This window comes from Pseudomonas vancouverensis (assembly GCF_004348895.1).
In the GTDB taxonomy this organism is placed as follows: domain Bacteria; phylum Pseudomonadota; class Gammaproteobacteria; order Pseudomonadales; family Pseudomonadaceae; genus Aquipseudomonas; species Aquipseudomonas vancouverensis.
On sequence record NZ_RRZK01000035.1, the window covers coordinates 89,689 to 111,471 of the forward strand.

The window sequence follows — 21,783 nt, forward strand, 5'->3', positions numbered from 1 at the left end:
CAAGCTCCCTCGCCACAGGTCTCACACGCTCGGGATCAGCGTTTCACGGCAGTTGGCTGATTGAACTCAGCGCGCTTGCTCAGCAAATCAAACACCGCCGGATACGCCGGCCGTTCGATGTAGCGCCCGGCACCACGCTCGGCCCGCAGGTCGCCATCGGCCCAGACCACGCGGCCCTGGCTGATGGTGTGGCTGGGCACGCCGCGAACGGTCTTGCCTTCGAAGATGTTGAAGTCCACCTGCTGATGGTGGGTCTTGGCGGAAATGGTCCGGGTGCCCTCCGGGTCCCAGAGCACCAGATCGGCATCGGCGCCGACACGGATCGCGCCCTTGCGTGGATAGAGGTTAAAGATCTTCGCGGTGTTGGTGGAGGTCAGCGCGACGAACTGCTGCATCGAAAAGCGCCCGCTGTTGACCCCTTCGTGCCACAGCACCGCCATGCGGTCCTCGATGCCGGCTGTGCCGTTGGGGATCTTGCTGAAATCGTCACGGCCGGCCGCTTTTTGTTCGGCGCAGAAGCAGCAATGGTCAGTGGCGGTGGTGTGCAGGTTGCCGGCTTGCAAGCCGTGCCAGAGGGCTTCCTGGTGGCCGATGGGGCGGAAGGGTGGGCTCATCACGTAGCCGGCAGCGGTTTGCCAGTCCGGATGGCGATAGACACTTTCGTCCAGCAGCAAGTGTCCGGCCAGGACCTCGCCATACACCGGTTGGCCCTTGGCCCGGGCGTAGGTGATTTCGTCGAGGGCTTCCTTGGTCGAGACGTGCACCAGGTACAACGGCGTGCCGAGGGTTTCGGCAATGCGGATCGCCCGGCTCGCCGCTTCGCCTTCCACCTGCGAAGGCCGCGACAGCGGATGTGCTTCTGGACCGGTGATGCCCTGGGCCATCAGCTTGCGTTGCAGGTGAAACACCAGCTCGCCGTTTTCCGCGTGCACGGTGGGCACGGCGCCGAGTTCCAGGCAGCGTTCGAAACTGGCGACCAGGGTGTCGTCGGCGGCCATGATCGCGTTCTTGTACGCCATGAAGTGCTTGAAGCTGTTGATGCCGTGGTGGCTGACCAGCTCGGCCATTTCCTCACGCACCTGTTCGCTCCACCAGGTGATGGCGACGTGAAAGCCGTAATCGGACGCTGACTTCTCGGCCCAGCCACGCCACTGATGGAAGGCTTCCATCAGGGACTGCTGCGGGTTGGGAATCACGAAGTCGATGATCGAGGTGGTACCGCCGGCGAGCCCCGCCGCGGTGCCGCTGAAAAAGTCTTCACTGGCCACGGTGCCCATGAAGGGCAGTTGCATGTGGGTGTGCGGGTCGATGCCGCCGGGCATCAGGTATTGACCGCTGCCATCGAGTGCTTCGGCGTCTGCGGGAACATTCAGGTTTTCACCAATGGCTTTGATTACGCCGTCTGCGCAATACACATCGGCACGGTAGCTTTCATCATGGGTAACAACGGTGGCGCCACGGATCAACAGAGACATTCCGAGTTCCTCGCAGGCAATGACCGGCTTGGGCCGGTTCTAGCTGTTTTATTGTTTTCGGCGCCGACAATGCATTCCTGTCAGTGCTGTCAGGAATAAACGCTAGTCGCAGTTGTGCAATTGGGCAAGAATATTTTTTATAAGCTTATGCATGTTTTAACTAATTGAAAAATAACAATAAAAATCACAATTCACCAAAATGGTGAGGCCCTTCACCATTTTGACGCACTTGACAGGATGGAAATATGGTCAAGATTTCCTATGTGAAATCAGCTGCTTGAAGTTGAGCTGCGGGTGATCGATCTGGATGAAAAATAATGCGTTGCACCAGATTGAGTCCTGACAGTTCGGAGAACTTGCCTGGCATTTGGCCTGAGTGTTCAGCCAGGTTTCTCTGAGTTCACCACGCAAAAACTAAAACTGATAAACATCAGTAAGTTAATGCGTGTTTGCAGCACGGCCCGATGCGCAAGCGGGGCACTCGGCACGTTTATTGATGCCGCCGCTGACACCGTGGCCGGTGCAGGAAAGATGTCAGTTCCTCCGGCCATCGTCCGGTTCGCACCTTCGTGTGGAACCGTCTGATGAGCAAAAAAATAATCAGAAGAACAGTGGAGCGGCCATGCAACAGAACAGATCGCAAGTGACCGAACGCGACGGCTTGTTCGAGCTCGAAGCCGGCAGCGACGTCCTCGACAGTCCCCGATACAACCATGACATTGCCCCCACGAAAGTGCGGGAGCGAACTTGGAACAAATGGCACATCACCGCGCTTTGGGTCGGCATGTCGATCTGCGTCCCCACCTACACGCTAGGCGGCGTGTTGACGGCGTATTTCGGCCTGAGTGTCGGTGAGGCACTGCTGGCGATCCTGTTCGCCAACATCGTGGTATTGGTTCCGTTGACGCTCAATGCCTTTCCCGGCACCAAGTACGGCATTCCCTTCCCGGTGTTGTTGCGCTCATCCTTCGGCATACTCGGTTCCAACATTCCCTGTCTGATCCGCGCGCTGGTGGCCTGCGGCTGGTTCGGCATCCAGACCATGTTCGGCGGCCTGGCGATCCATCTGTTTCTCGGCTCGATCTTCGACGGCTGGAAATCCCTCGGCGGGACGGGCGAGGTGATCGGCTTCATGATCTTCTGGGTGCTGAACCTGTGGGTGGTGATTCGTGGTGCCGAGTCGATCAAATGGCTGGAAACCCTCTCGGCGCCGCTGTTGGTAGCGGTCGGTATCGGCTTGCTGGTGTGGGCGATGCCCAACGTGTCGATGACCGAGTTGCTGGCGATCCCGCCCAAGCGTCCCGAGGGGGCGAGCGTGGTCAGTTATTTCGCCGCCGGGCTGACGGCAATGGTCGGCTTCTGGGCCACGCTGTCGCTGAACATTCCGGACTTCAGTCGCTACGCCAAGGGCCAGAAGGATCAGATCCTCGGGCAGATTTTCGGCCTGCCACTGACCATGTTCCTGTTTGCATCCCTGGGTGTGGTCATGACTGCCGCTTCGGTGAAACTGGTGGGGGTCACAGTGTCCGATCCGGTCAGCCTGATCGGCCACATCCAGAGCCCGGTGTGGGTGGCGGTGGCCATGGCGCTGATCATCATCGCCACGCTGTCCACCAATACCGCGGCCAACATCGTTTCGCCAACCAACGACTTCCAGAACATCGCGCCCAAGGTGATCAACCGCACCAAGGCGGTGTTGCTCACCGGCTTTGTCGGCCTGGCGCTGATGGCGCACGAACTGCTGAAAAAGCTCGGGCTGATCATCTCCGATGTCAGTCTCGAGACCGTGTATTCCAACTGGCTGCTGGGTTATTCAAGCCTGCTCGGGCCGATTGCCGGGATCATGGTCGTGGACTATTTCCTGATCAAGAAGCAGCAATTGGACCTGGCCGGGCTGTACCGCGATGACGTTTATCCGGCCTGGAACTGGAGCGGGTTCATTGCCTTCGGCGTGCCGGTGGTGCTGACGCTGCTGTCTCTGGGCAGTGACGTGTTCAGCTGGTTCTACAGCTATGGCTGGTTCACCGGCTCGGCGCTGGGCGGTTTGATCTATTACGGGTTGTGCGCGATGCGTGCGCAGCCTTCTGTCGTGAAATCGGCGGTGTGAGTGCAGGCCGCTATCGCTGGCTTGCCAGCGATAGCGGCCTCGCTGGCACCCCTGCAACATCCATAAGAAACAAGCCTGAGGAGATCCCCATGAACGCTGCCGTAGACGTTCTGCAATCGACCCATCAGCACATCGACCGCGACCGCCTGTGGCAGTCGCTCATGGAACTGGCCAAGCTCGGCGCCACGGTCAAGGGCGGGGTCTGTCGCCTGGCGTTAACCGACCTCGACCGCCAGGCACGTGATCTCTTTGTGAAGTGGTGTGAAGGCGCTGGTTGCAGCGTCACGGTCGATGAAGTCGGCAACATCTTCGCCCGTCGTCCCGGGCGCAATCCGCACCTGCCGCCGGTGATGACCGGCAGCCACATCGACACTCAACCCACCGGCGGCAAGTTCGACGGCTGCTTCGGCGTGCTGGCCGGGGTCGAGGTTTTACGCACGCTCAACGACCTGGGCGTGGAAACCGAAGCACCGCTGGAAGTGGTGGTCTGGACCAACGAAGAAGGCTCGCGCTTCGCCCCGTGCATGATGGGCTCCGGCGTGTTCGCCGAGAAATTCACCCTCGAGGAAACCCTGGCCAAGGTCGATGCCGAGGGCGTGACCGTGGGCCAGGCACTGAACGCCATCGGCTATGCCGGCTCGCGCAAGGTCACCGGTCACAAGGTCGGCGCCTATTTCGAGGCACACATCGAGCAGGGCCCGATCCTTGAAGATGAGCGCAAGACCATAGGCGTGGTCATGGGCGCGCTCGGGCAGAAATGGTTCGACCTCAAGTTGCGCGGCGTCGAAGCCCATGCCGGGCCGACCCCGATGCACCTGCGCAAGGATGCCCTCGTTGGTGCAGCGGTGATCGTCGGCGCCGTCAACCGCGCCGCTCTCGGCCATCAGCCGCATGCCTGCGGCACCGTGGGTTGCCTGCAAGCCTATCCGGGATCACGCAACGTCATCCCGGGCGAGGTGCGCATGACCCTGGATTTCCGCCATCTGGAACCGGCGCGGCTGGATTCGATGATTGCCGAAGTGCGCCAGGTCATCGAAACCGTCTGTGATGAACACGGCCTGACCTACGAGCTGACACCGACTGCCGACTTTCCGCCGCTGTATTTCGACAAGGGTTGCGTAGACGCTGTGCGCGATTCCGCCAAAGGCTTGGGCATGTCACACATGGACATCGTCAGCGGTGCCGGCCATGACGCGATCTTCCTCGCCGAACTCGGCCCGGCGGGGATGATCTTTGTGCCGTGCGAAGGCGGCATCAGCCACAACGAAATCGAAAACGCCGCACCGGATGACCTGGCGGCGGGGTGTGCGGTGTTGTTGCGGGCGATGCTGGCGGCGTCGACGGCGGTGGCGAAAAAAGCGGGAGTTTAAATCATATGGAAGATCCCTGTAGGAGCGAGCATGCTCGCGATAGCGGTGTGTCAGCCAGAGCAGTGCTGACTGATACTCAGCAATCGCGAGCCTGCTCGCTCCTACAGGAATGGTGATGGCAGTGGATCAGTCGTCCACCTTCATCATCTGCTGCACACCTTCCCACGCCTCGGCGCGCATCTGCTGCACGTCCAGCCCCGGAATGACGCCATCGTCGACCACCACCCGGCCACCGACCAGGCTGTACTTCACGGCAATCGGCTCGCCCGCCACCACCGGCGCCACGGCGATGTCGTGAAAACCGAAGAAGCGTGGATGATCGAGGCCATAGATCACCAGGTCCGCTGCCTGGCCGATTTCAAGGGTGCCGACGGCGCCAAGGCCCAACACCTGCGCGCCGCCAGCGGTGCCCCAATGGATGACATCCTCGGCCGTGGTCGCCGACGCGCCCTGTTCGGCGCGATGAATCAGCCAGGCGGTATTCACTTCGCCGACCATGCTTCCGGATTCATTGGACGCCACGCCATCCACACCCAGGGAAATCGGCACACCGGCCTCATACATCTGCGGAATCGGCGCCACGCCGCTGCCCAGTCGCGCATTGCTCACCGGGCAATGGGAAACCCCGGTACCGGTTTGCGCAAGCATGCGGATTTCGCCGGGTTGCATGTGCACCGCGTGGGCGAACCACACGTCCGGGCCGAGCCATTCGTGTTCGGCGACGAATTCCACCGGCAGGCAGTTGTACTTCTCGCGGCAGAAGTTCACATAGTTCTGGGTCTCCGACAGGTGCGTGTGCAGGCGCAAACCCATGCCCCGGGCGGTGTGTGCCAGTTCGCGCAACAGCGTCGGTGGCAGGGAGAAGGTCGGCGTGGTCGGCGCCACCACGACACGGCGCATGGCGTCCGGCGTGTCCTGGTGATAACGCGACTTCAGTCGTTCGAGGTCACCGACCATCTGCTCGAGGGTTTCCGGTTGCAGCGCGGTTTTCGAGAACCCCGGGTGAGCGCTGGCTGACTCCAGTGCGCCGCCACGGCACAAGACAAAACGCAGGCCGAAGTCATCGGCCATGTCGAACAGCAGGTCGCCGGTCTCGGTGGTGCCGTGGGCGTGATACAGGTAATGGTGATCGGCGCAGGTGGTCACCCCGGACAGCAGCAATTCGACCATGCCCAGCTTCGCCGCGATCTTCGCCAGTTGCGGGGTGAAGCGATTGAGACGCGGGTAGGGCACGCTGGCCAGCCAGCCTTGCAGGTCCTGGTTCAGCCCTTCGGGCACGGCTTTGAGCAGGTTCTGGAACAGGTGATGGTGGGTGTTGATCCAGCCCGGATAGACCACGCAATGCCGCGCGTCGATCACCCGCTCGCCCGGTTGCGCTTGCAGGTCTTCAGCCATTTCGGCGATGCGACCGTTGACGATGCGGATGTCCACCGCGCCGGCCCGGGCACGGGGGCCACGCAGACCGGTCATGACCGCGAACGGGTTCTTGATCAGGATGTTTTGCACTTGAGTCATGGCAAGGCTCCAGTCAGAGGCTGTGAGAGGCAGGTTTGCCGGCGGTATCGGGCACGCTGACGCCATTGAGCGCAGCGTTGAGCAGCACCGACACCAGGCAGGCGATCACCACGCTGCTGTGCAGGAACGGCTGCGACCACTCGGGCAATTGTTTGAACAGGGCCGGGGCCAGCACCGGCACCAGTGCGGCGGAAATGGTGAAGCCGACGATGAGTACGTTGTAGCGATTGCGCTCGTAGTCGACCTTGGCCAGGGTCTGGATCCCGGCTGCGGCGACCACGCCGAACATGGCGATCCCGGCGCCACCCAGGGCGGCGGTGGGCATCGAGGCGATGATCGCCCCGGCCTTGGGCACCAGCGCCACCAGGCACATCAGCAAGCCGCTGATCGCTACCACCCAGCGACTGCGCACGCCGGTCAGGATCACCAGCCCGACGTTTTCCATGAAGGCAATGAACGGGAACGCCGCAAACATCCCGGCGATGGTGCTGGCCAGGCCATTGGCCCGCAGGCCGTTGATCACCTGCTTCTCTTCCACCGGTTTGTCGACGATGTCGCCGATGGCCACAAACAGCCCCATGGACTCGACCATCTGCACGATCATCACCACGACCATGGTCGCGATGGGGATCAGGCTGAAGGTCGGCAGGCCGAAGTAGAATGGGTAGGGCACGGTGAGCCAGGGCGACTCCTGCACACTGTGAAAACTGCCCATGCCCAATCCATACGCCAGCGCGGCGCCGACCAGCATGCCGACCAGCACCGCCATGTTGCGCATCATCGGACTGCCGTAGCGGTTGACCAGCAGGATGCTGAGCAATACCACCGCGGCGACGGCGAGGTAGGCCGGTGCACCGAAATCACTGGCGTGCCGGCCGCCGCCGACCCATTCGTAGGCAATCGGAAACAGCTGCAAGCCGATCACGGTGACAATGCAACCGGTGACCACCGGCGGGAAGAAGCGCCGTAATCGACCGACGAAGGGCGCCATCAACAGAGTGAAAATGCCGGCGCCGATCACTGCCCCGCAGACCCCGGCGAAACCCACCTCCGGGTTGCTGCCGATGGCGATCACCGGGCCGACGCTGCTGAACGCCACGCCCTGCAGGATCGGCAGGCGTACGCCGAATTTCCAGAAGCCGACGGTTTGCAACAGGGTGGCGATGCCGGAGCAGAACAGTGTCGTACTGATCAGCACCACGGTGTCGGCCTGGGACATTTTCAGGGCGCTGGCGACGATCAACGGCACGGCGATGGCGCCGATGTACGAGACGGCCATGTGTTGCAGGCCGAGGGTGAGCATTTGTCGCACCGGCAGAATCTGGTCGACCGGATGCACGGTGGCGGGGGTAGTGGCTGACGACATGGAGAAACACCTCTTGCTGTTGTTGTTAGGTAGAGAGGGGTATTCGGTCTGATGCCAATCAATTGATTGATGCCGCGAAAAGATACCTGTGGCGAGGGAGCTTGTCGGATCGCCGCACCGTCCCGCTGGACTGCGTAGCAGGTCCAGTTTTTAAAAGAAGGGCCGCTTCGCGCCCCAGCGGGAGCAAGCTCCCTCGCCACAGATTCGGTATGACTGCCAATTGATTGCATCAGTCATTCATGTGCCCGGAACCGCCATCCACCGGCTCCGATGCCTTTCTTCAGCCTGCCAGGCAGGCGGCAAAGCCCTGGTTCAGGGCCGCGCGGTCCAGGTCGCGGCCGATGAACACGATCTTGCTCGAACGTGGTTCGTTGCCCCACAAGGTCGAGGCACGGAATTCGACCAGGCTGTGCACGCCTTGCAGGACATAGCGCTGGTCCTGGTCGGCAACCGCCAGCACGCCTTTCATGCGGTACAGGTTGTCGGCCTGTTCCGTGCGCAGTCGGGTGATCCAGCGGTGAAAGTCACCGAGATTGACCGCGCCATCCACGGCAATGCCCACCGAGGTCACGCTGGCGTCGTGCTCATGGTCGAGGTCGTCATGTTCGTGGTGATGTTCGTCGGCGTGATGGTTGTGTTCGGCGCCGATTTCCATGAGTTTCTGCGAGGATTCGAAGGCGCCGATGCCAAGGATTTTCGACAGATCGATCTCGGCGTAGCTGGAGGTGACCAGGTCCGCAGTCGCATTCAATCCACGAATTTTGTCGCTCAAAGACGCCACTTCAGCGGCGCTGACCAGGTCGACCTTGTTGATGACGATGCGGTCGGCGCAGACGATCTGGTCCACGGCCTGGTTGTCCACGCCGTCGAGCTGCAGGTCTTCCAGGTGCTGGGCGATGTGTTTGGCGTCGACCATGGTGACGATGGCATCCAGTTCTACCTCTTCGGCGATGGGGTCGTTGATGAAGAAGCTCTGGGCCACCGGGTAAGGGTCAGCCAGACCGCTGGTCTCGATCAGGATGTGATCCAGACGCACGGGGCGCGCCACCAGTTCACGGACGATGCGCACCAGATCCTCGCGAACCTCGGCGGTGCAGCACACGCAGCCGTTGACCATCTCGTAGATTTCTTCGGTTTCGGAACTGAGGACCAGATCGCCATCGATGCCGACTTCGCCGAATTCGTTTTCAATCACGGCGATCTTGCGCCCGTGGTTTTCCTTGAGGATGTAGTTGAGCAGGGTGGTTTTGCCGGCGCCGAGGAAGCCTGTGAGGATGGTCACCGGGATTTTGGTGTTGGGGGTTGGGGCGTTGAAGGGCGTGGTCATGTGATGCTCCTTGATGGGTCGCAGTGTTAACAACTGTGGGAGCGGGCTTGCTCGCGATGTGGCCGGGTCAGCAGACGTTGATGCTGCCTGACCCACCGCTATCGCGAGCGAGCTCGCTCCCACAGGTTTTGTGGTTGGCTGAAGGGTTGTGCGGTTCACGCCACCGCGTTGCGGTCCCGGCATCCAGACCAAACAGGTCGAGTACCCGGCCGAGGCTGTGGTCGACCATTTGCGCAAGGTCCTGCGGGCGGGCGTAGAACGCCGGGACGGGTGGGGCGATGATCCCGCCCATTTCGGTGACGGCGGTCATGTTGCGCAGGTGGGCGAGGGTCAACGGCGTTTCCCGGGCCATCAGCACCAGGGTGCGACGCTCCTTGAGGGTCACGTCGGCGGCCCGACCGATCAGGCCCGAGGAGGTGCCCGTGGCGATTTCGGCGAGAGTGCGCATCGAGCACGGCGCGACCACCATGCCCAGGCAACGAAACGATCCGCTGGCAATGCCGGCCGCGACGTCATCGGCACGGTGGAAGTGACTGGCACGCGCCACCACATCGGCCAGTTTGTAGTCGGTTTCGTGGGCCATGGTCAGCAGCGCAGCGCGGCTGATGATCAGGTGGCTTTCGATGTTCAGCTCGGCCAGCAGCTCCAGCAGGCGCACGCCGTAGATGAACCCGGACGCGCCGCTGATGCCGACCACCAGGCGCTGGCGGTTCATGATGCAAGGCTCGCGAGCAGTTGCCGGGCGCGTTCGACCACGTCCTGATCGAGTTGCGCCTTGATCCCGTCAAAACCCGAGCCGCGCGTGGCATCCAGGCCCATGCGCGAGGTGGTGCCGTTGACCGAGGACGAAGGATCGAGCGGACTGCCGGGCAAGCCATCAATGACGAAGATGTCCTGATGGGGCTGGAAGTGCGTGGCCAAGGCCCACAGCACCTGGCTGTCGTCGGTGATGTCGATGTCGCTGTCCACCGCAATCACGGTTTTCAGGTACGGGTCCCAGCCGAGCAGGGCGAGCATGATCTGCCGCGCCTCGCCATCGCGGCTCTGATCCAGCGCCACGTAGCAGTGAAAATGCGTGCCGGAATTAGGGTAATGCACGGCGGTGACCGAGGGGAAACGCGCCTTGAGTTTCTCGCTCATCTCCGCTTCCCGGGGCAGGCGTGCCAGGGTCAGGTGTTCGGCATAACGGCCGCCGACCACGTCCACCAGCCAGGCGTCCTTGCGCCGCATCAGGGTGTCGACCCGCAGCACGTTGTTGGTCGAACGATCCGAGGAGTAGCCGCTGAACTCGCCGAACGGACCTTCCTCGGCATAGGCCGCCGGATCGATGGCGCCTTCCAGCACGAACTCGGCATAAGCCGGCACACCGATGCCGTAGCGCGGGGTTTTCACCAGTTCCAGCGGCGCGCCGAACAAGCCGCCGGCCACCGCACGCTCATCACTGCCGAAGGGCAAGCGCGCGGCGGCGGCGAGCATGAACAACGGGTGCGCGCCGACCACCATGGCCACGCGCAATTCTTCGCCGCGTTCGCGGGCGGTTTGCAGCATGCGCCACAGGTGCCCTCGGGAGTGCAGGCTGGTGGCGAGGGTTTGCCGGGCATGGCGCATCGAGCGGTGATAGCTCATGTTGGCGATGCCGGTGAGCGGGTCTTCGGCGATGATGATCGCGTTGGTGATGTAGGGGCCGCGGTCGCTGTCGAAATGCTTGAGCATCGGCAGCAATGCCAGGTCCACGGCTTCACCTTCGAAGATCTCGTCCAGCACCGGCCCGCTTTCCACGTAGCGTGGGGCGATGGGGTGGTTGGCGCGGCTCTGGAAAGTTTCGTGCAACTGCACCGGGGTAACGCCGAAAATCCGTGCGATGCGGGTGCGGGAGGCAAACAGGTTGGTGGCCACCGGGACGCCGAGTTGGCCGACGTTTTTGCAGATCAGCAGCGGATCGTCGCCTTGGCAGGTCAAGGCATCGACCAGGGCGGTGACGTCCTGATCGGCAGAAAGAGCTTGGGTGATGGTCAGCACATCGTCCGGGTACTCACGGCGATAGGCATCGATGAATACGTGAAAGTCCTGGGATTCGCCGAGCGTCGAACGGGTCATGGTTTCACCTCGTAAAAAGCAGGCGCGCAGGGGTGAGGGCGACGCCCGATCGACAAGCCGTTGGCCCGCCGGTCGATCGAACGCCGGTTCATCTTCGCGCCTGTAAAGTCGCTGTGTTGTTGCACTTCGGGTTGGCGAAGCACTTGTGGGAGCGAGCTTGCTCGCGATGAGGGCAGTCCATTCAAAATCAACAATGACTGACCCGACGCAATCGCGAGCAAGCTCGCTCCCACAGGTGATGCCAACCTAGAGGTAAGTCGTGGTCAGGCGAATGTCCGCCTCGGCCAGGTCCTTGGGCGGCGGCGTCGGTTCGATGCCGCACAACCGGGCGATGTTGTTGCCCAGGTAGTCCTCCAGGTGATCCTCATCGATACCCAGGCCCTGCGGCGCCGGCGAGCACAGCACCTCCAGTTCGCGCAGCCACATGCCCGGCTCGTTGGGCGGTGAGTCGGTGCCGAAGACGATCTTGTTGCGTGGCAGGTCCTTGGCGAACTCGACGATCCGCGACTGGAAGCACCAGCCCGATTCGCAGTACACGTTCGGCGTGTCCATGGCCATCCAGAAGGCTTCGAACGAGTAGTTGCCCCCGGTCTGGATGCCGAAGTGACCGATGATGAAGTTGACCATCGGGAACTCGCGGATGATCGGGTAGAACATCGTCGGGATGGTGTACGGGCCGTCACCGGTGTGGATCAACACGACGATGTTGTACTTGGCGCAGACCTTCATCGCCGGCCGCAGCCAGTCCAGTGCCCGGTCCGGACGATAGCCGTGCATGTTGGCGTGCAGCTTGAGCATCTTGAAGCCGTATTCCTTGATGTGGAATTCCAGCTCTGCCGCGCCGTTTTCCGGTCCCCAGCGCGGGTTGAAGTTGAAGTTGCCGATGAAACGGTCCGGGTACTTCACGCAGAGTTCGGCGACATAGGACATGTAGTCCCGCACGCCCTCGCGGCCACGGCGGTTGCCGTCGCGATAACCGGTGTTGCCCGGCGGTGGCTGGATGAAGCCCATGTCGATGCGGCGCGGCTTGCCGTTGATCATGTACGGGCCGTCCATCAGCTTGAGCATGCGCTCGCCGGTGAAGGGTTCGCCGGTGTGGCGCCAGGCCTCGTCGACCAGGTTGGTGGGGTGCAGATGGGTATCGATGATCATCGGTTCAGCTCCTGGCCAGTTGCGTGGTGACGGGACGCTTGAGTTGCGCCTCTGCTTCGGAAACGGAACGTGGCGGCGGGGTCGGCTCCAGGCCGATCATCCGCGCGGTGTTGTTGCCCAGGTACTCTTCGAGGGTGTCCTCGTCCAGGTTCAGGCCTTGCGGCGGCTCGTGGCAGAGCACTTCGAGCAGGCGCAGCCACATGCCCGGTTCGTTCGGCGGGGTGTCTGTGCCAAAGAGGATCTTGTGGGTCGGCAGGACCTTGGCGAATTCGACGATCCGCGATTGCAGGCACCAGCCCGATTCGCAGTAGACGTTGGGCAATTCCATCGCCCATTGCATTGGTTCGAACACGTAGACCCCGCCGGTCTGCACGCCGAAGTGCGCCATGATGAAGTCGACGTTGGGGAACTCCTTGATCATCGGCACCCATTCCGAAGGGATGCTGTAGGGCCCGTCGCCGGTGTGCAGCTTGACCGGAATGCCCAGTTCAGCACATTTCTCGAAGGCCGGGCGCACCCAGTCCAGTGCGCGGTCCGGGCGGTAGGCGTGCATGTTGGCCTGCATCTGGACCATCTTGAAGCCGTGTTCCTTGACGTAGCGCTCGATCGCCTCGACACCGTTTTCCACGCCGCAGCGCGGGTTGTAGACGAAGCAGCCGATGAAGCGGTCCGGGTAGGTCTGGACCATTTTCAGCGTGTAGGCCATGTAGGCGTCGATGGATTCGCGGCCCGACAGTTCGCCGTCGGTCCAGGTGTAGATGGTGTTGCCCTGCGGTGGCTGGATGAAGGCTTTGTCGATGCGGCGAGGCTTGCCGTTGACCATGTACGGGCCATCCATCATCTCCAGCAGACGCTCGCCGGTGAACGGGTCACCGTCATGCCTCCAGGCGAGGTCCACGAGGTCCGTGGGATAGCAGCTGATATCGATGATCATTGAAGTCGATCTCCTGATAGCGGGTAGGGAACCTTGCGGTTCACAGCAGCCACGTCCGGGCAATCGGCCATTTCTATGCGCTAAGACTCACGCATTCCCTCGCCTGTGTGCATCCGGCCCGGTGGGTGGTTGCTGGAGGCGAGTATTGGAAGGCGGGGGAGGGTTCGTACAATATTAATTGGGTGGGGTGGTGATATGTGTTGGATATGGACTCAGGATCAAAAGCCTTGCCCTCACCCTAGCCCTCTCCCGGAGGGAGAGGGAACTGACCGAGGTGTCTTGCGGTTCACATCGACCTGAAAGATCGGGTCGATTATGGATTCGGTAAAGCAAGTTCAGCTCGGCGGACTTCTTGAGCATCCCCCGATCGGTCCCCTCTACCTCTGGGAGAGGGCTAGGGTGAGGGCTGCGTTCTCAAACGTACTCAAAGCCAACTGCCGGACCGCCTCAACCACAGGCGCCACCTGCGCCGCCTGCCCTGGCGGCCACACCGCATACAGGTTGTAATGCGCCGCAATCTGCACCTCGTTCAACACCACCAGCCTGCCACTGCGCAGCGCATCCGCTGCCAGTAAGCCGCGCACCAGACCGGCGCCAACACCGGCTTCGGCCGCGGCAATCAGGTTGGCCGCGTTGTCGAATACCACCCGCGCGGGTGGTTCCACCGCTGGCATGCCCGCCGCATCCAGCCATGGCAGCCACGAGCGCCGGGTATACCCCAGCAACGGCAGCGCGAGGATCTGCGCCGGGCTCAACGGTACTTGCAACCCATGGCGTTGAATCAGTTCAGGCGAGGCCACCGCCATCACTCGATCACCACAAATTTGCGTCATCTCACAGTCATCCCAATCGCCATAACCGTAGCGCAGCGCCAGGTCCACCCGCTCAAAAGCACTGCGGTCCGAACGCGGCATCGACAGCATCACCACTTCGTGTTCCGGCAACAGATCAAGCAATTGCGCCAGACGCGGATTGAGCCAGCTCTGCGCCAGCTCGCTGTCGACATCCAGGGTCAGGCGCTGCGCCACGTTGCGGTTCTGCACCGAGGACAGTGCCCGGTCGATCTGTGCCAGGCCGTCGGACAGGACGCTGGCGAACAATTGCCCGGCATCGGTCAGGTTGCTGCCGCCGCCTTCGCGCACGAACAGCGGCTGGCCGACAAACTCTTCGAGGGTGCGGATCTGCTGGCTGATGGCGCTGTGGGTCAGGTCGAGCTTGCGTGCGGCGCTGGAGAAGCTGCCACTGCGCGCGGCCTGTAGGAAGGCGTTCATCGACTGCACCGAGGGGTATCGCTTGTACATGCTGTTAGTCCTACTTACACAGGATGGCAGAAATCGTCGCTGGCCCGATGTTTCCGGGGCTCCCACTATTCGCTGACCAGGCCCGCACAAAGACGGGCCGCTCTCACGGAGCCTGACAATGATCGAATTCACGGTAAACGGCGAAAGGCGCGAACTGCCCGAGACGTCCTCCACCACGCCCTTGTTATGGGTGTTGCGTGACCACTTGCAACTCACCGGTACCAAATTCGGCTGCGGCATGGGCCTGTGCGGCGCCTGCACCGTGCACCTGGATGGCGTCGCCGTGCGCTCCTGCCAGTTGCCGGTGGCGGCCGTGGCCGGGCACAGCATCACCACCATCGAAGGCTTGTCCGCGACCGAGCAGCATCCGCTGCAACTGGCCTGGGTTGCCGAAGATGTGCCGCAATGCGGTTACTGTCAATCCGGTCAGATCATGTCGGCAGCGGCCTTGCTCAATACCGGCGCGCCCGTCACTGACGATTCGATTCGCAACGCCATGTCCGGCAACCTGTGCCGTTGCGGCACCTACGGGCGCATCAACAAGGCGATCAAACGGGCGGCGTCCGCGTCGAAGGAGGCGTGATGACGAGCCTCGACGAGCTGCAACTGCAACCCTCACGCCGCACCTTCCTCAAGCAGGCCGCCACCGTCGCGTCGGGGCTGGCAGTTGCGTTTTACCTGCCCGCAGGCGCAGCGGCGAGCGACCCCAAGGCCCCGGCGCCCATAGGTGAATTCGAGCCCAATGCCTGGGTACGCATCCTGCCCGACGGTACGGTGAAACTGGTGGTGCACAAGCACGACTCGGGCACCGGTACCCACACGGCGCTGGCCGCCTGCGTGGCCGAGGAACTGGACGTCAACCCGATGACCGTGCAGGTGATCAGCCCGGAGAATCCATTCTTCGACACCTACATCCACCCGATCTGGAAAGTCTTCTCCACCGGTGGCAGCACCAGTGTCTCGCTGGAGTACGAGCGCCTGCGCATGGCCGGTGCGACGGCGCGTGCGTTGTTGGTCACGGCGGCCGCCAATCAGTGGAAAGTCAGCCCGGACAGTTGCACCACTGAAGAAGGCCGCGTGGTGCACAGCGCGAGCAAACACAGCCTCGGTTACGGCGAATTGGCCAGTGCGGCGGCGCAATTGCCGGCTCCGCAAAAGGTTACGCTCAAGGATCCCGCGCAGTTCAAATACATCGGCAAGCTGCGCCACAAACGCGATGCCCAGGCCAAGGTCAGCGGGCGTTTCAAGTACAGCATCGACGTGGTCCTGCCAGAGATGCTGGTGGCCGTGATTCAACGGTCCCCGGTGATCGGCGCGCGGGTCTTGTCGGTGGATTCCGCCGCCGCGCTGCAAGTGCCCGGCGTGCGCAAGGTGATCAGGGTACCGGGGCGGCCGGATGTACTCGGCGGCAACGTTGAAGGCGTCGCGGTGCTGGCGGACAACTACTGGGCGGCGCATCAGGGTCGCGAGCAACTCAAGGTGCAATGGAGCGATTCGCCGTTGGCCGCTTTCGACAGCGACGAACTGGCCAAGGCCCAGGCCGCGGCACTCGACGACAAGGCCGCGCAACGGGTCAGCGCCATGGCCGCCGGCAATGTCAGCGAGCAATGGCCGAGTGCTGCCAAACTGATCGAAGCCGATTACCGCATGCCCTACAAGATGCAGAACCCGCTGGAGCCGATCTGTATCACCGCCCAGGTCAAGGACAACGCCATCACCTATTGGGGCGGCGTACAGGTGCCGTCGTCGGCGCTGGAAGCGGCGCAGACCGTGTGCCAGATCGCCAAGGACAAGGTCACCATCAACGAGATGGTGTCCGGGGGCAGCTTCGGTGCGCGGGAGGCCAAGTACTGGCTGTTCGAAGTCGCCTACCTGGCGCAGCAAGCGCAGGTGCCGGTGAAGTTGATGAACAGCCGCGAAGACGAAATGCGCGCGCTGTTCATGCATCCGGCCACGCTGCATCGGGCCAAGGGCGCGCTGGATGCGCAAGGCAAGCTGACCGCGTTGCAGCTTAACGCCGTATCGCCGGCTTCGCCGGAGCAGTGGGAGCCGGGTTACTTCGAACGCCCCGACAAGATGGACTACAGCACCACCGAAGCCATCACTGCGTGGGACTTTGCCTACCGTCCGGCGAACCTGGACCTGGTCTGGGTCCGGCACGAGAGCAACGTGCCCAGCGGCTGGTATCGCTCGGTCAGCTTCATTCCCAACGTGTTTGCCGTGGAAAGCTTCATGGATGAACTGGCCCATGCTGCGGGGCAGGACCCCTTGGCCTTTCGCTTGGCCAACATGCAGGACCGACCGCGGCATGTCGCCGTCCTGAAAAGCGCAGCCGAACGCGCCGGTTGGGGCCAGACATTGCCACCCGGTACGGCGCTGGGGATCGCCACCAATCAGGGCTATACCAGTTTCATTGCGGTGGTGGCGCGGGTCTCGCAGAAGGACGGCGTGGCCAAAGTCGATAAGCTGACCTGTGTGGTCGACTGTGGCCTGGCGGTATCGCCCGGCGGCGTCGAAGAACAGATCTACGGCGGCCTGATGTGGGGCCTTGGTCATGCCTTGTTCGATCGTCTGGACATCAAGCAGGGCAGGGTGGTGCAGAGCAACTTCCACGATTACCGGGTGACGCGCATGTCGGACATGCCGGCGGTGGACATTCTGTTGGTCGAAGGCGAGCCGGCAAAGCCTGGCGGTGTCGGTGAACTGGGCAGCCCGTCGGTGGCGCCGGCCATCGCCAATGCACTGTTCAGCCTGACTGGAGTGCGCCAGCGCTCGACACCATTGAAGTTGGGGTGACCGCCATGGATTTGCGTTTGCTGCGCTACTTCATGGCCCTGGCCGAAGAGCTGCACTTCGGCCGGGCGGCCGCTCGCCTGCACATCTGCCAGCCGCCGCTGAGCCAACAGATCCGTCTGCTGGAAGAGGAACTGGGCACGCCGTTGTTCGAGCGCAGCCATCACCGGGTCGAGCTGACGGCGGCCGGACAGATGCTCAAGGACCAGGCGCCGCTGGTATTCGAACAGCTCAACCGTGCACTGGACCTGACGCGCCAGACTGGTCGGGGCCAATTGGGCGAGCTGGAAATCGGCATGATCAGCTCGGTGATGGTCGGTGTCTTGCCTCGGGCCTTGCACCTGTTTCGCGAGCGCTACCCGCAGGTGAACTGGCGCCTGCATGAAATGACCCCGGCGGCACAGGTCCAGGCGTTGAAGGAGAAACGCATCGATGCCTGCGTGTTCCGGGTCGGTTATGACGATCCGCTGTTGCGCAACGAGTTGCTGATTTATGAGCCGATTCGGGTGGTCATGCCGGTCGATCATCCGTTGGCACAGCGTGACAGCCTGGCGCCCTCGGATCTCGCGGCGGAGCCGTTCGTGGCGCTGGAACTCAAGCAATCGCGGTTTGCCGGGTTTCTCTATCAATGCTGTATCCAGGCCGGTTTTACCCCGCAGATTCGTCAGCAGGTGATCGAGGTACAGACCTTGCTCAGTCTGGTCCGGGCCGGGTTCGGCGTGGCGTTGTTGCCCGCGTCCATCGAGCAACTGGCACCCGCCGGGCTGGTGTTTCGCCGCCTGACCCCGGCGTTGCCGGAGGTGCCGCTGTACGTCACTTATCGCGCGGACGACAATTCGCCGGTGCTCAAGCTGTTTCTCGATACGTTGCGCGAGTTGGTGCTGCAAGACGCACATTGACGCTCCTGTCCGCGAAGACTTGGGTGCAGTCGAAATCCATTTCGCCTGATGCATCGCCATCGCGAGCAAGCTCGGTCCCACGGGTTCATCAGCGTTCACACAGTCGGTGAGCGCCGAAGAACCTGTCGGCTTGCTGGCTTATCGCAATGCGCTGGTATCAGGTGCTTCGCACGATCAGAAACACTCGCGGTCGTAATCTTCACATGCGCATAGAGTTGTGGAGATGCAATGAGCCAGGACGTCTTGACCACCGAAACCAATCGCCGCCAGTTGCAGCAGATCATTACCGATCTGTCCGACGGGGTCATTCTGCTGGACCCTGACCAGACGATTCTCTGGGCCAATGACGCCGCGCTGGCGATGCATGGCGTCGCGCGTATCAGCGATCTGGGGGCAGACGCCAAGGCCTATGCAAAGCGTTTTTCCCTGCGCTATCGCAATAATCACGCCGTGCCCACGGGCAGCTACCCGATCAACCGCGTAGCCCGGGGCGAGTCGTTCAGCGACGTGCTGGTGGAAGTGACATCGGCGGCTGATGACGAGCGCGCCTGGGTCCATCGCGTGCGCGGGCTGGTGCTGGCGGATAACGCCGGCGAAGCGCAATCGCTGGTGTTGATCATGGACGACGTCACCGACTGGGCCAGTGCCGAGCAGCGCTTCGAAAAAACCTTCGCCGCCAACCCGGCACCGGCGGTGATTTGCCGGCTCAGTGACCTGCGTTACATCAAGGTCAATCCCGGTTTCCTCGAAATGACCGGTTATTCCCGTGATCAGGTCATCGGTGTCTCGACCTATGAGCTGGACGTACTCGAGCAGGCGGAAAACAAGGACCTGGCCAAGCAGCGTCTGCGTGAGGGCGTGACCATCACGCAGAGGCAGGCCGAGTTGCGCCTGCCGGATGGCGGCAGCAAGCAAGTGATAGTGGCCGGGCAGCCACTGGAACTCAACGATGAGGCATGCATGCTGTTTTCGTTCGTCGACATGGAGCCACGGCACAAGGCCGAGGTCGCCCTGCGCCAGAGCGAAGAACGTTTTGCCAAGGCCTTTCGCCTGTCACCGGTGCCGATCCTGGTATGCAGTGCGGATGATCAGAGGGTACTGGACGTCAACGAAGCATTCCTGAGCACCTTTGGTTATTCCAGCGAAGAGGTGCTGGGCGAGCACATCGCCCACATCGACTTCTTCGACGACAAACAGGCCCGTCAGCGGCTGTTCGCGGCACTGGAAAAGACTGGCAGCCTGGATCGCATCGACGTGCGGATGCGCCGTAAGGACGCCATGTTGATCGATTGCGCCGTCTCGGCCGACACCGTGAACATTCAGGACAACCCCTGTTATCTGCTGGTGTTGATGGACATCACCGAGCGCAAGCGCACCGAGCTTGAATTGGTCGCGGCCATCGAAGAAGTCATGAAAGACGCTTCCTGGTTCAGCCGCACGCTGATCGAGAAGCTGGCCAACGTGAAAAACGTCAACTCACCGAAATTGCCCAGCGTGTCCTACACCGACTTAACCGCCCGGGAGCGCGACGTGTTGGGCCTGATCTGCGAAGGTCTGGCGGACAAGGAAATTGCCGCACGCCTGAAACTGGCGCCGAACACGGTGCGCAACCACGTGGCGACGGTCTATTCCAAGCTCGATGTGCACAGCCGCAGTGAGGCGATTGTCTGGGCCCGTGAACGCGGGCTGTTCGCCAGTGAATGGCGACCGAAGGCTCAGCGATAGGTGCAAATGCACCAGGCCGGAAGGTGCAAATTGATGTGTTGAGCGGGTGCACTGCTTCTTAGGCTGATGGGGTGCGACAGCTGTCTTGCGGCGGTTGCCGCGTCCTCCGGAAGCCGTAGAAGGAAGCGTTACATGCAGCAAAGACCCGAAATCGTTTTCCGTCAGGGTCCGTGGCAATGATTTCCCTCGCACAGTTGCGGATGTTGATTGAGCAGAGCTTTTCGCCACTGGCCTGTGAGTGCGCCGTTACGGGGGAGCATTCGTTGACGGTCAAGCTCTATCACCCGGCGTCGGGGCAAGTGGATCTGGTGGTCAGCGGCCTGAACACGGCCATTCTGCAACGAGCGGAATCGGTCGCTGCCTTGATCGAAGAATTGCGTGAGGAGTTGCACAGCAACCCGCTGCATCGTTCTGATTCGCTGCTGTAAAAACTGTCAGCTTTTGCCGCTGCCGGCCAATGACAGGGCCACGAGAGTTTTGCAGATACATTTTTTGTGACAGGTGCATGGATTTTGCGCGGTGTTTCTGTTGTCACAAAAAATGTGTCTCTCTCTTATCGCGGGTCAACCTATGAAAACTCTTGGGAAACGCGTTTGTACACCTCTGTCTCTGGCTTTCTGCGCTGTGATTCTCGGCGGCTGCGCCAGCCCGCCACCGCCACCGCACGTGACCCCGCCACCGCCGCCTGAACGCACCTGCCAGACGATGGATAAAACCGATGTGATGGGTGATGTACGTGGCGAAGACGGGCAGGTGACACGGCTGACCACGACTACGCGCTGTATTACTCAATAGATCTGGCGCAGCCGGCTTAATGTGGGAGCGAGCTTGGTCCGGGCGGCGTTCCGACAATGGACGTCAACGATGACGCGGGTTACCTGAAAACCCGCGTTGCCTGGACGCATTTCGCGAGCATGCTCGCTCCTACAGGGATCGGGTTGTTGCGATCAGGACAGGAAACCGCCGTCCACGTTCAGCGATACACCGGTGGTGTAGCTGGAGGCATCGCTGGCCAGGTACAGCACGGCGCCGGCCATTTCGCTCGGATCGGCAACACGCTTGAGCGGGATCTGGGTCAGCGCCTGTTTCAGGATCGCGTCGTTCTTGACCAGTGCCGAGGCGAACTTGGTGTCGGTCAGGCCCGGCAGCAGCGCGTTGCAGCGGATACCGAACTGCGCGCATTCCTTGGCGAACACCTTGGTCATGTTGATGACCGCGGCCTTGGTCACCGAGTAGATGCCCTGGAAGATCCCCGGCGAGATGCCGTTGATCGAGGCGACGTTGATGATGCTGCCACCGCCGTTCTCGCGCATCAGCTTGCCGGCTTCCACCGACATGAAGAAGTAGCCGCGGATGTTCACGTCGACGGTTTTCTGGAAGGCGCCGAGGTCGGTGTCCAGCACGTTGCAGAACTGCGGGTTGGTCGCGGCGTTATTGACCAGGATGTCGAGGCGGCCGAATTGTTCCTTGATGCCGGCGAAGACCTGGCTGATCTGTTCCATTTCGCCGATGTGGCAGGCAACAGCAGTGGCTTTGCCGCCGGCGGCGATGATCGCGTCGGCGACGTGCTGGCAGCCTTCGAGTTTACGGCTCGAAACGATCACATGGGCGCCTTGCTGGGCCAGCAGTTTGGCGATGGCCTCACCGATGCCACGGCTGGCGCCGGAGACGAAAGCGATCTTGCCGTCGAGGTCGAACAACTGGGTCTTGGACATGGATTTT

At 62.0% G+C, this 21,783-nt stretch carries 17 protein-coding genes; 7 read left to right on the forward strand and 10 right to left on the reverse strand.

Translation table 11 applies throughout. The annotated features are described in order from the left end of the window. Positions 1-35 precede the first annotated feature (35 nt). On the reverse strand, positions 36-1,475 hold the full coding sequence (gene hydA / locus EIY72_RS27115) for a dihydropyrimidinase (protein WP_093222245.1): 1,440 nt from the start codon (positions 1,473-1,475) through the stop codon (positions 36-38). 622 nt (positions 1,476-2,097) lie between these two features. Here hydA and EIY72_RS27120 point away from each other — a divergent pair. Further along, a complete protein-coding gene (locus tag EIY72_RS27120; protein WP_093222241.1) occupies positions 2,098-3,582 on the forward strand; it encodes an NCS1 family nucleobase:cation symporter-1 in 1,485 nt (494 codons plus the stop codon). A gap of 89 nt (positions 3,583-3,671) precedes the next feature. Next, complete coding sequence (locus EIY72_RS27130; RefSeq protein WP_093222236.1) at positions 3,672-4,952, forward strand: Zn-dependent hydrolase; 1,281 nt, start codon at positions 3,672-3,674, stop codon at positions 4,950-4,952. A 126-nt stretch (positions 4,953-5,078) separates the two neighbouring features. Here the strand turns inward: EIY72_RS27130 and EIY72_RS27135 are convergent, their stop codons facing one another. The 8 genes from EIY72_RS27135 to EIY72_RS27175 all read right to left on the reverse strand — a co-directional run bounded on the left by EIY72_RS27135 (position 5,079) and on the right by EIY72_RS27175 (position 14,644). Beyond that, on the reverse strand, positions 5,079-6,467 hold the full coding sequence (locus EIY72_RS27135) for an amidohydrolase family protein (RefSeq protein ID WP_093222231.1): 1,389 nt from the start codon (positions 6,465-6,467) through the stop codon (positions 5,079-5,081). 13 nt (positions 6,468-6,480) lie between these two features. After that, positions 6,481-7,833: a nucleobase:cation symporter-2 family protein gene (locus EIY72_RS27140; RefSeq protein ID WP_093222224.1), complete on the reverse strand. Its 1,353-nt coding sequence runs from the start codon at positions 7,831-7,833 to the stop codon at positions 6,481-6,483. 280 nt (positions 7,834-8,113) lie between these two features. Continuing rightward, a complete protein-coding gene (locus EIY72_RS27145) occupies positions 8,114-9,160 on the reverse strand; it encodes a CobW family GTP-binding protein (protein WP_093222220.1) in 1,047 nt (348 codons plus the stop codon). Between the two features lie 67 nt (positions 9,161-9,227). After that, positions 9,228-9,875, reverse strand: coding sequence for a UbiX family flavin prenyltransferase (locus EIY72_RS27150; RefSeq protein WP_093222216.1), 648 nt, complete (start codon positions 9,873-9,875; stop codon positions 9,228-9,230). Next, on the reverse strand, positions 9,872-11,257 hold the full coding sequence (locus EIY72_RS27155; protein ID WP_093222210.1) for a UbiD family decarboxylase: 1,386 nt from the start codon (positions 11,255-11,257) through the stop codon (positions 9,872-9,874). Before EIY72_RS27155 ends, EIY72_RS27150 begins: the two co-directional genes overlap by 4 nt. Before the next feature lie 246 nt (positions 11,258-11,503). Then, on the reverse strand, positions 11,504-12,409 hold the full coding sequence (locus tag EIY72_RS27165; protein WP_008059304.1) for an amidohydrolase family protein: 906 nt from the start codon (positions 12,407-12,409) through the stop codon (positions 11,504-11,506). A gap of 4 nt (positions 12,410-12,413) precedes the next feature. Beyond that, the gene (locus tag EIY72_RS27170) at positions 12,414-13,343 is read right to left on the reverse strand and encodes an amidohydrolase family protein (protein ID WP_093222204.1); all 930 of its coding nucleotides are present in this window, start codon (positions 13,341-13,343) and stop codon (positions 12,414-12,416) included. Between the two features lie 377 nt (positions 13,344-13,720). Then, positions 13,721-14,644, reverse strand: coding sequence for a LysR substrate-binding domain-containing protein (locus EIY72_RS27175; RefSeq protein WP_093222199.1), 924 nt, complete (start codon positions 14,642-14,644; stop codon positions 13,721-13,723). A gap of 118 nt (positions 14,645-14,762) precedes the next feature. Here EIY72_RS27175 and EIY72_RS27180 point away from each other — a divergent pair, with 118 nt between their 5' ends. The 5 genes from EIY72_RS27180 to EIY72_RS27200 all read left to right on the forward strand — a co-directional run bounded on the left by EIY72_RS27180 (position 14,763) and on the right by EIY72_RS27200 (position 20,489). Beyond that, a complete protein-coding gene (locus EIY72_RS27180; protein WP_093222196.1) occupies positions 14,763-15,227 on the forward strand; it encodes a (2Fe-2S)-binding protein in 465 nt (154 codons plus the stop codon). Continuing rightward, positions 15,227-17,440 carry a xanthine dehydrogenase family protein molybdopterin-binding subunit gene (locus tag EIY72_RS27185; protein WP_093222192.1) on the forward strand — a complete coding sequence of 738 codons (2,214 nt, stop codon included), beginning with the start codon at positions 15,227-15,229 and terminating at the stop codon, positions 17,438-17,440. Before EIY72_RS27180 ends, EIY72_RS27185 begins: the two co-directional genes overlap by 1 nt. Before the next feature lie 5 nt (positions 17,441-17,445). Then, complete coding sequence (locus EIY72_RS27190) at positions 17,446-18,336, forward strand: LysR substrate-binding domain-containing protein (protein WP_093230572.1); 891 nt, start codon at positions 17,446-17,448, stop codon at positions 18,334-18,336. A 228-nt stretch (positions 18,337-18,564) separates the two neighbouring features. Then, positions 18,565-20,061, forward strand: coding sequence for a helix-turn-helix transcriptional regulator (locus EIY72_RS27195; protein WP_093222188.1), 1,497 nt, complete (start codon positions 18,565-18,567; stop codon positions 20,059-20,061). A gap of 176 nt (positions 20,062-20,237) precedes the next feature. Then, positions 20,238-20,489, forward strand: a complete 252-nt coding sequence (locus EIY72_RS27200) for a DUF1652 domain-containing protein (RefSeq protein ID WP_093222184.1) — start codon at positions 20,238-20,240, stop codon at positions 20,487-20,489. Positions 20,490-21,008: 519 nt separating this feature from the next. Here the strand turns inward: EIY72_RS27200 and EIY72_RS27205 are convergent. Continuing rightward, positions 21,009-21,776, reverse strand: a complete 768-nt coding sequence (locus EIY72_RS27205) for an SDR family oxidoreductase (protein ID WP_085687598.1) — start codon at positions 21,774-21,776, stop codon at positions 21,009-21,011. Between the last annotated feature and the right edge of the window lie 7 nt (positions 21,777-21,783).